Here is a 13,132-nt window from a genome sequence, read left to right as displayed (position 1 = left end):
ATTTGATTTACAAATCGTAATCATTCTTATAAAGGAGACACTTCAATGAATCAACCACCTGTCATTGAAATTAAAAACGTGTCCTACCGTTATGACCGGGATAATGTGTTAGAGAACATTCAATTATCTGTCCCTAAAGGGGCTTTTTTAGGTTTAGTAGGTCCGAATGGCTCAGGAAAATCCACTTTGCTTAAATTAATTTTGGGCTTGTTAAAAGTGAAGGAAGGGGAAGTTTTCCTGTTTGGCACCCCTCAGAAGAGTTTTAAAAACTGGGATCGGATTGGCTTTGTCTCGCAAAAAGCCAATTCATTTAATACGGGCTTCCCTGCAACTGTCTATGAGGTAGTAGCGAGCGGCTTAACGAAGAAGCTGGGACTCTTCCGGCGGCCGGGAAGCAAGGAAAAGCAGGCGATTAAAGCGGCTGTAGAAGCAGTAGGGATGGAGGCGTTTCTTGCCCGGAATATCGGGGAGCTTTCCGGCGGACAGCAGCAGCGGATCTTTATTGCCAGAGCGATTGTATCCAAACCGGATATTCTTATCCTCGATGAGCCGACTGTTGGAGTGGATAGCAAAAATGTCGAATCATTTTATAACATGCTTGCTTATTTAAATCAGCAGATGGGAATTACACTTTTGCTGGTGACACACGATATTGGCATTATTAGCGATAAAGTGACCCATGTGGCTTGCTTAAATAAATATTTGCATTTCCACGGCAGCATGCAGCAGTTTGAAACACTCGATGAAGAGGATTTGTCCGACTTATATGGACACGGCATTCATCTCCTTGACCATCATCACGAGCATCAGGGGGCAGATGTATGATTGAAGCAATCGGACAATATGAGTTTCTTCAAAATGCTTTTTTGACGGGCATGATTATTGGAGTAATTGCGCCGCTTCTAGGTGCGTTTATCGTTGTAAGACGGCTTTCGCTCATCGCGGATGCTCTTAGCCATGTAACGCTGGCCGGGATTGCGGCTGGATTGTACTTTAGCCAGACATTTACTTTTCTCGCCTGGCTTAATCCTATGTATTCGGGAATGGTTTTTTCGATTATCGGCTCTTTGTTCATTGAACGGCTGAGAACGGTTTATAAGCATTATCAGGAATTGGCCATACCGATTATTTTGTCGGGAGGCATAGGCGTAGGTGTGATCTTTATTTCATTGGCGGACGGCTTCAACACGGATTTATTCAGCTACTTGTTCGGCAGCGTCAGCGCTGTCAGCCGTGAAGACTTGTGGCTGATCTGCCTCATTAGCCTCATTGTGATAGCAACCGTTTATTTATTGTATAAGGAATTATTTTTGCTGTCATTTGATGAAGAGCATGCTAAAGCTTCAGGCATACCGGCCAAGTCTATCCATTTTATATTTATCATTCTTGTGGCGCTTGTGATTGCAGCCTCTATGAGGATTGTCGGTGTCCTGCTTGTATCCGCGCTGATGACATTGCCGGTTGCTGCCGCTATGCGGATGGCCAAAGGCTTTAAGCAGACCATTGCTTATTCTGTCTTGTTTGGTGAAATCGCGGTGCTTGCCGGATTGGTTAGTGCCTTTTATTTGGATCTGGCTCCGGGCGGAACGATTGTTGTGGCCTCTATCTTGATTTTATTGCTCGTCATTGCGGCTAAAAAGTTTACAAAGGCGGGGTGAGAAAGCATGAATTTAACGGAAGCGGTTGAGCTTTTAAAGAAAAGGGGATATAAGCAGACCGGCAAGCGCGAGGATATGCTGGCGCTATTTGCGCGCAAAGATAAATATTTAACAGCAAAAGAAGTGCTGGAGGAGATGAAGGACAGCTATCCAGGACTTAGCTTTGACACGATTTATCGGAACTTAGCGTTGTTTGTAGAGATGGGGATTCTTGAGGAAACTGAATTATCTGGCGAGCGGCATTACCGTTTCACTTGCTCGCATAAGGAGCATCATCATCATTTTATTTGCCTCACTTGCGGCAAGACCCGGGAAATTCATTTATGTCCAATGGATCACATTCATGAGCTTCCCGGATATGAAGTGTCCGGCCACAAATTTGAAATTTATGGGTTGTGTCCGTCCTGCTCGCCAGCAAAAGAGGCCTAAAACCGCTGAATATCAAAAAAAGGATGCAAAAAAGCTTTATGCTTCTTTTGCATCCTTTTTCTATTTGTTAGCTTCTGTTGAGGGGAAGCGTTTTTTCTGTATGGACCCATTGATCCACCCACTGCTCTGCCTGTGTCCAATTATTGACGCGAATGACTCCCTCAGGCACCGGGTCTTGGTTATAGGGAGTATTGAATAAGAGCACAGGAATACGCAGTTCTTCATGAATGCTAACTGCATTATCATGTTTATCTTCAAAGAAAATGTCCACTTCATATTGCTTGGCTGCCTTGATTTTGTCATGAGAGCCAATTAGCTCAATGCGATCATAAAGAATATCCTGCTTTTCAAACCATTGTTCAGTAATATCCATCAGGTGGCTTCTGCGGGCACTAATAAAAAACAGCTGAAATTGTTTTTTCCACTTTAAAAGGACTTCCTTCGCTCCTTCTGCAAGGGGAGAGCTGGAATAAATTGCTGGTTCTTTTTTGTTGAACCAATCGCTGAAGCGTTCTGCTGGAATATCAAGTGCTTCGGATAAATCGTATTTCTTTATATCATCAAGCGTAATATTTAAAGAAAAGTCCTCGTTAATGAACGGGATCAGACTCGTTGGACAAGTAACTGTTCCATCGATATCGATGCCAAACCGTTTTTCTTTCATCGTTCTTTGCTCCTTACGTTGTGAAATCTTTATCAAAGTGTATCATATTTTGGTGAAGATTGTTATGAAAGACCTTGGCGATCGGAATAATTTTAACGCAAATGCCAATACTATAAAGGCTCCTTAAATGATGATAGTGAGGGGATGAGTAGCAATGGATGATAATAAATTTGACAGAGACCCAATGCCCGCAGGCGAAACAGGGATGTATGAAGAGACAGCTGCTGAACTGACTGATCCGGTTCCTTCACGTATCGATGATGAGGAAAGGATAGATGATGGAGAGGATAGAACTACGGGCGGCCGCGGTTTTGGATATGCCGGTTTAATCGTTTCTGTTCTCGCGTTGTTTATTATGCCGGTTCTGTTGGGGATTGTTGGCATCGTTCTCGGTTTCTTTGCAAGGAACAGAGGAGAGAGAATGCTTGGTGCTTGGGCAATTGGCGTAGGAGCTGCTGCTGTGATTATGGGGCTATTCGTTTTACCCTTTTTTTAGATAACACAAAAGCCTGGCATTTGCCAGGCTTTTTGCATGTTATGCATTTTGCGCTTCTGCTTCTTGTTTCCGGTAATATTCTTCAGCAATTTTGTCAATTTCTTTCTTCAGCTCTTCGACCATTGTTTCTTCCGGCACTTTGCGGACAATTTGTCCTTTGCGGAATAACAAGCCTTCCCCGCGGGCGCCAGCGATACCGATGTCAGCCTCACGCGCTTCTCCTGGTCCGTTGACAGCGCAGCCAAGCACCGCCACTTTAATAGGTGCTTTAATTTTCTGGATGTATTCTTCTACTTCATTAGCAATGCTGATCAAATCGATTTCGATCCGTCCGCAAGTTGGACAGGAAATTAAGGTTGCAGCATTGGAGGAAAGGCCAAAAGCTTTTAACAGCTCTCGAGCTACTTTAATTTCTTCAACAGGATCTGCGCTTAAAGAGATGCGCAATGTGTTCCCGATGCCTTTGCTTAAAATGGCTCCAAGACCTGCGGCGCTCTTTACCGTTCCTGCAAATAATGTGCCGGATTCTGTAATGCCGAGGTGAAGCGGATAATCAAAGGCTTTAGCTGCTTTTTCATACGCTTCGATCGCCAGGTTTACATCTGACGCTTTCATGGAAACAATAATGTCATGGAAGTCAAGGTCTTCCAGAATCTTAATGTGGTGCAGTGCACTTTCTACCATTCCATCAGCTGTCGGGTAGCCGTATTTTTCTAAAATGCGGCGTTCAAGGCTTCCTGCATTGACGCCGATACGAATCGGAATGCCTTTCGCTTTGGCGGCATTCACTACAGCTTCCACTTTTTCGCGGCGGCCGATATTGCCCGGGTTAATCCGAATTTTGTCAGCTCCGCCTTCAATCGCTTTTAATGCGAGCTTATAGTCGAAATGAATATCGACAACGAGTGGAATATTAATTTGTTTTTTTATATCTGCGATGGCATCGGCCGCACGCTCATCAGGACAAGCAACGCGGACAATTTGGCATCCAGCTTCTTCAAGGCGGTGGATCTGCTCGACCGTTGCCTTTACGTCGTGAGTTTTAGTCGTTGTCATACTTTGGATAAATAGTTCATTGCTTCCGCCGATGGTTAAGTTTCCAACTTTCACCGGACGTGTATTTGAACGGTGGATAATTTCACTCAATGGTGATTCGCCCCTTTTCATTCTGTTAAAAAGCTGCTTCAGTCATCAATTGTACCAGTAATCGGGCAGGTCTGACAAGGAATTGACAGCGGAAAACGCTTTTCGCTTGCTGCCGTTTGCAGAACTTGGCTCCTTTGCTTTTTGCAGCCGTTATCTCCGGCCTTCATACAGAGGAAATTTGTATTGTTCGCCCGTGCGGATGCTGTCCGGCGAGATGCCTTGGTTTAATTCTTGAAAGTCGATAATGGCTGTTTCAATGTCTGCCGGAAGCTTTCCGCGATGCAAGTCGGCCAAAATGGAAAGGACCGTATCCCCCTGCTCCACCTTCATTTCTTTATAAGGAAGAGCGGGCAGTTCCTTCCTTTCTGCCTTCACTTTCTGCTGCTGCGGTTCTTCTATATGGGGCAGCGAGCCGTTGGTCAAGTCGTTCCAGAGACCGGCTGCGACTAGGATACAAGCAATAAAGATCAAGAAATTTTTCATCTCTCCACCTCTTTTTAGTACTATATGCTTGTCCTAAAGAAATAGAACAATAAAAGAGGCGGCAGATAGTTATTGTGCTTCCGGCTGCTTTTTCGCTTTTGGGAGCGGAATGGAGCGGACAGCAAGAAACAGCATCAGCCCCGTTAACAACCAATCAATAAGCAAGCTGAAAGGAAGAATAATGCCGGCTATGTGCAAAAGCGAAAAGAGTACAATCGCAGGCGTCATAGCATAGGTGGCCAGCCGCCAGCTTTGCCGGTAAAACAGCTTTCTGCCTGTTAGCTGCTTAAAAAGCATGCCAATAGCAGCAAAAATGGATACTTTGATAAAGTAAAGAGCTGCAGTGAATAAATAATAAATGATAAAGAGAACAGGAAAAATAATAGCCGAGTAGGCTTGAATGGACTGGATATAATCGATGATATCCTCTTTATGAATTGTTCCGATGCCTGGGAAATTATAAGAAATCGTTTGTACCTGCCCTCCGATGGATAAGACCAGTTCTGTCTTTAAAAGTCCGATGGCTTCGGTTTTTTTTGCGACATCCGCTGCTGACACCGTACCTGCAGGATCAAAAACGATATCAATCGTTCCTTTTTTCATCCAGATCGATTCCACTTCATTAGCCGTCAGCTGGCCTTGTTCGATCGTAAATGGCGGCAGTTCTTCCTTCACAGCTTCTTTCAAGGATGACAGGCCGCTTGTTGCCAGCAGGCTGAATTGAATAATAAATGGCAGAGAAGCGATCAGCGTTAATAAAAAAACATAAGCGATGGTCTTGCCTATTCCTTGAAACCGAAAAAAAGAAATCATTTTGGGAGAATAGAGACTCTTCCATAGCTGCTGAAAAATATTCATATGTGAATCCTCCTTCTCGTTATTCTATTCTTAATTCTCTTCATTTTTCAAGCGCAGCGTCCTATTTTCTCTCTCTTTTTGTAATGAAAATGTAACATAACTCACCTAATGTTAATCAATTGTAAATTTTTCGTTGAGAGCATTTACTTCTTCCTTGCAATTTATTAATAATTGTAGAGGGTTTGCAAGTTTTGTCGAATTCATTTTGATTAGGAGTTGAAAAGATGGGGATTAACGTCCAAGAAATGCTGTTCCAGTTTCTAGGAGGACTTGGTATATTTCTGTATGGGATAAAGCTCATGGGGGATGGACTGCAGCAATCTGCTGGGGACCGTTTGCGTGACATTCTCGACCGCTTTACGACCAACCCTTTGATGGGAGTTTTAGCGGGGATTCTTGTTACTGTCTTAATTCAAAGCAGTTCTGCCACTACGGTTATTACCGTTGGATTGGTCAGTGCCGGGTTTATGACTCTAAGGCAGGCAATCGGCGTTATTATGGGGGCTAATATAGGTACAACAGTTACGGCCTTTATTATTGGGATCGATGTGGGAGCTTATGCTTTGCCTATTCTAGCGCTTGGCGCCGTATTTATCTTCTTCTTTAAGAGCAAGAAGATGCACAATATGGGAATGATTCTTTTCGGTTTTGGTTCTTTATTCTTCGGTTTAGAGTTAATGAGCGACGGCATGAAGCCGCTGCGTTCACTAGAAACGTTCCATGATTTAACAGTTAATATGAGTTCCAGCCCTATCTTAGGTGTCGTAGTCGGAACGATCTTCACTGTGATCGTTCAAAGTTCCAGTGCGACGATTGGAATCCTTCAAGGCTTATTTTCAGAGAATTTGCTTGATTTAAATGCAGCTTTGCCGGTTCTGTTCGGCGATAATATCGGAACGACCATTACAGCTATCCTAGCATCGATTGGGGCTTCAGTAGCGGCAAGACGGGCAGCGGCCACTCACGTATTATTTAACGTGATCGGAACGGTTATCTTTTTAATCATCCTGCCGTTGTTTACACAATTTATCCATTACCTGACCGGTATGCTGGATCTAGAACCCAAAATGGTCATCGCCTTTGCGCACGGTACGTTTAATGTGACGAACACATTAATTCAGCTTCCGTTCGTGGGAGTTCTTGCTATGATTGTAACGAAGCTGATCCCAGGGGAAGATACAGTGATTGAGTATAAAGCAAAGCATCTTGACCCAATCTTTATCGAACAATCTCCTTCCATTGCCCTTGGACAGGCGAAAGAGGAAGTTATCCGCATGGGACAATTCGCCGTGAAAGGGATGGAGGAAGTCCAGCTATACTTAAAAACAAAAAATCAAAAGCATGCTGATACGGCCACTCAAGTAGAAGAGGCTTTGAATAATTTAGATAAAAAAATTACTGATTATTTAGTTCATTTATCAGGCACCTCGCTTTCAGAAGCGGAATTAGAAAAGCACAATATGTTAATCGATGCGGTTCGGGATATTGAGCGCATCGGCGATCATTGTGAAAACATTGTTGAGCTGATTGACTATCAGCAGGCGAATAAAGTGAAAATCACCGATCAAGCAATGGCGGATTTAGAGGAAATGTTTGCTTTAACGATTTCCGCTGTGAATAAATCGGTGAAAGCGTTAGATGAGAACGACTTGAACTTGGCTAAAGAAGTAGCACAAAAAGAAGATCTAATTGATAAGATGGAGAGAAAGCTGCGCAAACAGCATATTCTGCGCATGAATGAAGGGCTTTGTACAGGACAAGCAGGCATCGTGTTTGTTGATATTATCAGTAACCTTGAACGGATGGGTGACCACGCTGTGAATATTGCAGAGGCAATTCTCGGAGTGAGAGATCTGTAGAGCAGCGACCATCTGAAAGGAAGCAGGAGCAGTCTTTTCCTTGAACAGGAGAAGGCTGCTTTTTTACTTATCGGCAAACATTATGGCCGCTTCTGTTCCAGCCTTTAAAGATCGTATGCCTTGCAAATGCATCCGGCAGGGGAAAAGAGTTTTCTGCGGGGCTGTAAGCTTTATTATTGATTAGCGCTTTCAGTTTTGTTACTCTTATTATTGAAAGTAGAGAAACAAATATTACATAGGGAGGAATTTATTATGGCATTTCAATTACCTGAATTACCTTATGCATATGATGCACTGGAGCCTCATATCGACAAGGAAACAATGAATATCCACCATACGAAACATCACAACACATATGTAACAAACTTAAACAAAGCACTTGAGGGCCAGGATGAATTGGCAAGCAAGTCAGTTGAAGAAGTAATTGCTAACCTGGATGCTGTTCCAGAAAACGTACGCACAGCTGTACGCAACAACGGCGGCGGACATGCGAACCACTCTCTATTCTGGCAAATCCTTTCTCCAAACGGCGGCGGCGCGCCATCTGGCGAATTAGCTGATGCTATCAGCAGCAAATTCGGCAGCTTCGACAAGTTTAAAGAAGAATTCGCTGCTGCGGCTGCAGGCCGTTTCGGTTCTGGCTGGGCTTGGCTTGCTGTAAACAACGGTGAATTAGAAGTAACAAGCACACCAAACCAAGATTCTCCAATCATGGAAGGCAAAACACCGATCCTTGGCTTGGACGTTTGGGAGCATGCGTACTACTTAAATTACCAAAACCGTCGTCCTGATTACATCAATGCTTTCTGGAATGTTGTTAACTGGGATGAAGCAGCTAAGCGTTATCAAGCAGCAAAATAATCAATGCAAAAAGCGAGCCGGTTCTCCGGCTCGCTTTTTTTGAATAACTTTGCCCTTTTCTCCAAACGCTATAATGGAGAAAGGGGGATGCATCTTGTCGATCATTCGAGAGAGGTTCCGCCACTTAGCGCTGTCGAAAGATCTTGGGCTGCTGCTGCTTATTGGCGGCTTGTACTCCCTGAGCGTGGCGTTGTCTAACACGTTTGTAAATATTTTTCTTTGGAAACAGTCGGGTCGATTTATTGATTTAGCTATCTATAATCTGACGGCGGTTATCTTTGAGCTGCTGGCATACATTGCTGCCGGTCAATGCGCCAAAAAGGTCGATCGTATCGTTGTATTGAGAATGGGCGTGTTATTTCTCGGCTTTTTCTATATAGCGGTCTTGTTAATCGGCGGCCAAGCTTCGGAATGGATTGTGCTGCTTGGTGCACTGCTTGGTGTCGGCTACGGTTTTTATTGGCTTGCTTACAATGTGCTGACTTTTGAGATTACAGAACCGGAGACAAGAGACTTTTTTAATGGATTTTTCGGTTCGCTGCTTTCTATGGGGGGAATGATTGGGCCGATCGCTGCTGGCTTTATCATTAGCCGTTTTACTTCGAATACGGGGTATTTTATCATTTTCGGCATCTCTCTTGGCTGCTTTGTGGCTGCTGTTTTATTAAGCCTGCTGTTAAAGCGCCGCCCTTCACGCGGCCGATTTCAATTGTTGGAAGTATGGAAGGAACGAGACCGTCATCCCGATTGGCGGCGGGTGCTGAATGCTCATTTTTTTCAAGGGTTGAGAGAGGGCGTATTTGTGTTCGTCATTTCTGTCTTTGTTTTTGTGACCACCGGAAGTGAGCTTGCGTTAGGAACGTATGGATTGGTGTATTCGGGTGTTTCATTTTTTAGTTACTCGCTCGCGGTCAAGCTCGTAAAGAAAGAACACCGCAAGAAAGTGATCTTTGCCGGCGGCGTCGCTCTTTTTCTGTCGCTGTTTTTAATCATTGTGAATTTGACATTCACAAAGCTGCTGATCTATGCGGCCATCATTGCGGTAGCTTATCCGTTCTTGCATGTGCCTTACGTGTCCATGACATACGATGTCATCGGGCGAAGCAGGGAAGCAGCGGAAAGAAGAGTGGAATACATCGTTCTCAGAGAAATCTTTATTAACGCCGGCCGGACAGTGTCGATCCTATCCTTTATTGCCGCGATCACCCTCTTTGACGAAAAAGTAAGCATTCCGGTGCTGCTCCTGATTCTTGGCGCCGGCCATAGTCTCATTTATTTATGTATTAGAAAGGTGAATACACAGCCTGTTAGAGACTTGGTGAACTAATCCAAGTCTCTTTTTAGGCTTGGATGTATATTAAGTAGAACTTAATTTTTCAGCATGGATAATGAATCTATCTGCTGAAGACCTCTTTCCAGGCAATTGCTCAGATATTTGATGAATAAATAGAGCTTTGCCTCTTTTTGTTATGATGAAGAAAGTAATCGACGATCAAGCTTTCTTCCCGCTTACTCTAAACATTTGTCAGTACCGAGAAGAAAAGCCCAGTGTTTTAAATATTCACCTTGCTCAGACTTTTATTATGAAAATTGCCCCCCAATTGTTAGCTGTGTCTAACAATTGGGGGGCGGTTCACTCTTCATCTAACAATTTATGGATTATTGCGGCCAAGCAGAAGCCTGTTTCCATCATACATTGTTTTTATCAGAGACTTGATAATAAAGATTGTAAACTTATCCTTAAGGATAGCTTCTTTTTTTGAATGGGTTATATTGGCTCTATTCCATAAAAAGGACGTTTTTATTATTTTCTTATTTACACAAAATCCTTTATACTCTTAGTGATTCTTCACTTACCTACATCAAATTATTTTAAAGTAAATGTTTTAGAAGCAAATTTACCGTTTGAAAATTCAACGTTTACTTCACAAGTCATAGGTCTCTGTACGTTATCCATTTGGCTAAAATAGAACTTCTTTGTTGGTGTTTTAGTTTTAAAACTACCGGATTTAGTCGGAGATATTTGACCAGAGCCTCCAGCGGCGTATGCGCTAATGTACATTTTATAGTTGAGTGTACTACACTTGCCATTAGTTTCAGCATATGTATCAACGGAAGTAGCTCTAGAAGTATAGGTGTCTGCGTCTGTCCAAACTCTAACCTTACATGAGCCAGAAATAGTTTGCCAGCCAGACATAGAAGCCTCTGCTTCATTAGTAGGAGAAATAGCCACGATGCTGCCAATCATAACTAATGAAGAAAGTATAATCATTTTAATTTTTTTCACACTTACAACCTCCTTTTATTTTCCTTATTTTACAATAAAAGTTTTATATTGTAAATTAAAGTATTTACTTTTTCTGTTGGTTCTTATATTAGTAGAAAAAATAAATAAACTTCGTTAAAATGAAGAATAGAAAAAAGAATGATTTAGAGAGGGTTGTGAACAGGTGAAAAAGACAAGGAAAAAAAAGAAGACACATGTCTCTTTGCGAATGAACATGATGTTCTTCGTTGTCTTTTTGCTTTTTTCTCTATTAATTTTCAGGCTGGGGATTGTACAAATTGTCCAGGGAGAAGATTATCAAAGAAAAATTGAGCGGACAGAAGACGTAACAGTGAATGCAAGTGTGCCAAGAGGGAAGATTTTTGATCGAGATGGCAGAGTCGTTGTAGATAACCTTCCGCAAAATGCAATTACGTATACGCGCAAAAAAGGGGCTTCACAAGAAGAAATGCTGGAAACAGCAGAAAAATTGGCGAAGCTGATCGATAAAGAAACCGATCAAGTGACTGAACGTGATAAAAAAGACTTTTGGTTAATGAAACATCCGAAAGAAGGAAAGAAAAAAATTACGGAGGGAGAATGGGAGAAGTACAAAGAAAATGAAATTGACGAGAAGACCATTTATCAAATGCAAATCGACCGTATTACGGAAGCTGATTTGAAAGAATTGAAGCCAAAGGACCTAGAAATATTGGCTATTTATCGTGAGTTTACGTCAGGTTATGCGATGACTCCGCAAATTGTTAAAAATAAAAATGTTACAGAAGAAGAATATGCTGTTGTCAGTGAAAACCTGGCTTCCCTGCCTGGCGTGAATACAACGACAGATTGGGAGCGAGCTTATGTATATGACAATACATTAAAGACTGTAATTGGTAACATCTCTTCTTCAAAAGAAGGCTTGCCTAAAGAAATGGTTGATTATTACACATTAAGAGGGTATAGCCGAAATGATCGCGTAGGTAAAAGCTATATTGAGTACCAATATGAAGATATGCTTCGCGGCCAGAAAACAAAAGTAAAGAATGTAACGGATAAGTCCGGAAACATATTGGATTCTCAAGTAATTCGCCAAGGTCAGCGCGGAAATGACTTGATGTTGACAATCGATATGGAACTTCAGCGGGCGGTAGATCAAATTGTTGAGGAAGAGTTGAAGAGAGAGAAAGCGGGTTATGGCCGCCATCTTCTCGACCGTGCATTTGTGACAATGATGGATCCTAACACAGGAGAAATTCTTGCGATGTCAGGAAAAAAGATTGAAACAAATGACGGCAAGACGGAGGTTCTGGACTTTGCGCTTGGAAATCTGACAACTTCCTATGCAATGGGATCCGCTGTCAAAGGAGCGACGGTATTAACTGGGTTTATGACAGGTGTAAATAATCCAGGAGATACTCTTATTGATGAGCCTTTAAAATTTAAAGGAACCAGGAAAACAAAGAGTTCGGTCTTTAATAGGCATGGGCGGGTTGCAGTGAATGATAGAACAGCATTAATGCGCTCTTCCAACGTATACATGTTTAAAACAGCGATTGAAATTGCCGGCGGCAAATATATTCCAAACTCAAGTTTGAAGATTAACTTAGAGGATGGTTTTTCAACAATGCGCCGATACTTCGGTCAATTTGGCCTTGGGGTCTCTACAGGCATTGATTTGCCAAATGAACAAGTAGGCTTTCAGGGGAAAATCAACCTAGGAGAACCAGGAAAACTTCTTGACCTTTCCATTGGTCAGTTTGACACATATACACCGCTTCAGTTAACTCAGTATGTCTCAACTATTGCGAATGGCGGCTATCGGATGGAGCCTCATATTGTGAAAGAGATTCGGGAGCCTGCTAAGGAAAACAATAAAATTGGTCCTGTCGTGCAGGAGATACAGCCGAAAGTATTAAATCGATTAGATGCTACACCAGCTGAGATAAAAAGTGTACAAGAAGGCTTTCGACTAGTGATGAACGGTTCACAAGGCACCGCTAAAAATTTTGCTGGCACACCATACAGCCCTGCTGGAAAAACAGGGACAGCAGAAGGGGTATACGATGGACCAAAGGGTGAACAATTTTTAAAAAATGGTCAACAGTTGCCTATGACATGGAATTTAACGCTTGTGGGTTACGCACCTTATGATAATCCAGAAGTAGCTTTTTCCGTTGTTGTTCCATGGGTATATGAAGGTAAAGGGAGCTCTAAAATAAATAAAACGATTGGCAAAAAAGTTCTTGATAAGTATTTTGAATTAAAATCAGAAAGAATGAAGGAAGAAACGTCTGATGTGTCCTTGGAACAAGAAATAGTATTCAAAGACGAGAAAGAAAAAGATGAGAAAGAAAATAAAGAAGAGCAGTAGCCAAAAACACCCGATTTCAAAAAAATCGGGTGTTTTTA

At 42.4% G+C, this 13,132-nt stretch carries 13 protein-coding genes; 8 read left to right on the top strand and 5 right to left on the bottom strand.

The window, feature by feature from the left end:
- Positions 1–45: 45 nt before the first annotated feature.
- Genes B1A98_RS05025 through B1A98_RS05015 form a run of 3 tightly spaced genes read left to right on the top strand, consistent with a single transcriptional unit; the run spans position 46 to position 2,087 of the window.
- Complete coding sequence (locus B1A98_RS05025; protein WP_063385548.1) at positions 46–825, top strand: metal ABC transporter ATP-binding protein; 780 nt, start codon at positions 46–48, stop codon at positions 823–825.
- Positions 822–1,658, top strand: a complete 837-nt coding sequence (locus B1A98_RS05020) for a metal ABC transporter permease (protein WP_041097266.1) — start codon at positions 822–824, stop codon at positions 1,656–1,658. The genes B1A98_RS05025 and B1A98_RS05020 overlap by 4 nt, the downstream gene beginning before the upstream one ends.
- A gap of 6 nt (positions 1,659–1,664) precedes the next feature.
- Positions 1,665–2,087, top strand: coding sequence for a Fur family transcriptional regulator (locus B1A98_RS05015; protein WP_041097264.1), 423 nt, complete (start codon positions 1,665–1,667; stop codon positions 2,085–2,087).
- A 67-nt stretch (positions 2,088–2,154) separates the two neighbouring features.
- On the opposite strand, the gene B1A98_RS05010 is transcribed toward B1A98_RS05015, so the two are convergent.
- Positions 2,155–2,751 (bottom strand): 5' nucleotidase, NT5C type, encoded by a 597-nt coding sequence (locus B1A98_RS05010; protein WP_063385549.1) that lies wholly within the window; start codon positions 2,749–2,751, stop codon positions 2,155–2,157.
- Positions 2,752–2,905: 154 nt separating this feature from the next.
- Between B1A98_RS05010 and B1A98_RS05005 the strand changes: the two genes are divergently transcribed.
- Positions 2,906–3,247, top strand: a complete 342-nt coding sequence (locus B1A98_RS05005) for a hypothetical protein (RefSeq protein WP_063385550.1) — start codon at positions 2,906–2,908, stop codon at positions 3,245–3,247.
- A 39-nt stretch (positions 3,248–3,286) separates the two neighbouring features.
- On the opposite strand, the gene ispG is transcribed toward B1A98_RS05005, so the two are convergent.
- From ispG to B1A98_RS04990, 3 genes are all read right to left on the bottom strand, one after another.
- Positions 3,287–4,384, bottom strand: coding sequence for a flavodoxin-dependent (E)-4-hydroxy-3-methylbut-2-enyl-diphosphate synthase (ispG, locus tag B1A98_RS05000; RefSeq protein WP_240492511.1), 1,098 nt, complete (start codon positions 4,382–4,384; stop codon positions 3,287–3,289).
- Positions 4,385–4,543: 159 nt separating this feature from the next.
- The gene (locus B1A98_RS04995) at positions 4,544–4,876 is read right to left on the bottom strand and encodes a hypothetical protein (protein ID WP_041113278.1); all 333 of its coding nucleotides are present in this window, start codon (positions 4,874–4,876) and stop codon (positions 4,544–4,546) included.
- Positions 4,877–4,945: 69 nt separating this feature from the next.
- The gene (locus tag B1A98_RS04990) at positions 4,946–5,734 is read right to left on the bottom strand and encodes a DUF1189 domain-containing protein (protein ID WP_063385552.1); all 789 of its coding nucleotides are present in this window, start codon (positions 5,732–5,734) and stop codon (positions 4,946–4,948) included.
- Between the two features lie 224 nt (positions 5,735–5,958).
- Here B1A98_RS04990 and B1A98_RS04985 point away from each other — a divergent pair, with 224 nt between their 5' ends.
- The 3 genes from B1A98_RS04985 (at position 5,959) to B1A98_RS04975 (ending at position 9,781) form a co-directional block, all read left to right on the top strand.
- Positions 5,959–7,593 carry a Na/Pi cotransporter family protein gene (locus tag B1A98_RS04985; RefSeq protein ID WP_041097251.1) on the top strand — a complete coding sequence of 545 codons (1,635 nt, stop codon included), beginning with the start codon at positions 5,959–5,961 and terminating at the stop codon, positions 7,591–7,593.
- 252 nt (positions 7,594–7,845) lie between these two features.
- Positions 7,846–8,454, top strand: coding sequence for a superoxide dismutase SodA (gene sodA / locus B1A98_RS04980; protein ID WP_063385553.1), 609 nt, complete (start codon positions 7,846–7,848; stop codon positions 8,452–8,454).
- Between the two features lie 94 nt (positions 8,455–8,548).
- The gene (locus B1A98_RS04975) at positions 8,549–9,781 is read left to right on the top strand and encodes an MFS transporter (protein ID WP_041113281.1); all 1,233 of its coding nucleotides are present in this window, start codon (positions 8,549–8,551) and stop codon (positions 9,779–9,781) included.
- A gap of 540 nt (positions 9,782–10,321) precedes the next feature.
- Here B1A98_RS04975 and B1A98_RS04965 read toward each other — a convergent pair.
- Positions 10,322–10,741 carry a hypothetical protein gene (locus B1A98_RS04965; RefSeq protein WP_063385555.1) on the bottom strand — a complete coding sequence of 140 codons (420 nt, stop codon included), beginning with the start codon at positions 10,739–10,741 and terminating at the stop codon, positions 10,322–10,324.
- Between the two features lie 208 nt (positions 10,742–10,949).
- Between B1A98_RS04965 and B1A98_RS04960 the strand changes: the two genes are divergently transcribed.
- Positions 10,950–13,094 (top strand): peptidoglycan D,D-transpeptidase FtsI family protein, encoded by a 2,145-nt coding sequence (locus B1A98_RS04960; protein WP_370511054.1) that lies wholly within the window; start codon positions 10,950–10,952, stop codon positions 13,092–13,094.
- Positions 13,095–13,132: the final 38 nt, after the last annotated feature.

Origin of the sequence: Pseudobacillus badius, assembly GCF_002189605.1 — a bacterium.
Lineage (GTDB): Bacteria > Bacillota > Bacilli > Bacillales > Domibacillaceae > Pseudobacillus > Pseudobacillus badius.
Note: the sequence above shows the minus strand (reverse complement) of the source record. Positions and strands in the feature narration are given on the sequence as shown.

Bases quoted from the DNA above. Each gene is read 5' to 3' on its own strand.
- B1A98_RS04985 (WP_041097251.1), top strand. From the start codon at position 5,959: ATGGGGATTAACGTCCAAGAAATGCTGTTCCAGTTTCTAGGAGGACTT.
- B1A98_RS04995 (WP_041113278.1), bottom strand. From the start codon at position 4,876: ATGAAAAATTTCTTGATCTTTATTGCTTGTATCCTAGTCGCAGCCGGT.
- B1A98_RS05005 (WP_063385550.1), top strand. From the start codon at position 2,906: ATGGATGATAATAAATTTGACAGAGACCCAATGCCCGCAGGCGAAACA.
- B1A98_RS04960 (WP_370511054.1), top strand. From the start codon at position 10,950: ATGAACATGATGTTCTTCGTTGTCTTTTTGCTTTTTTCTCTATTAATT.
- sodA (WP_063385553.1), top strand. From the start codon at position 7,846: ATGGCATTTCAATTACCTGAATTACCTTATGCATATGATGCACTGGAG.
- B1A98_RS04990 (WP_063385552.1), bottom strand. From the start codon at position 5,734: ATGAATATTTTTCAGCAGCTATGGAAGAGTCTCTATTCTCCCAAAATG.
- B1A98_RS05010 (WP_063385549.1), bottom strand. From the start codon at position 2,751: ATGAAAGAAAAACGGTTTGGCATCGATATCGATGGAACAGTTACTTGT.
- B1A98_RS05015 (WP_041097264.1), top strand. From the start codon at position 1,665: ATGAATTTAACGGAAGCGGTTGAGCTTTTAAAGAAAAGGGGATATAAG.
- B1A98_RS05020 (WP_041097266.1), top strand. From the start codon at position 822: ATGATTGAAGCAATCGGACAATATGAGTTTCTTCAAAATGCTTTTTTG.
- B1A98_RS05025 (WP_063385548.1), top strand. From the start codon at position 46: ATGAATCAACCACCTGTCATTGAAATTAAAAACGTGTCCTACCGTTAT.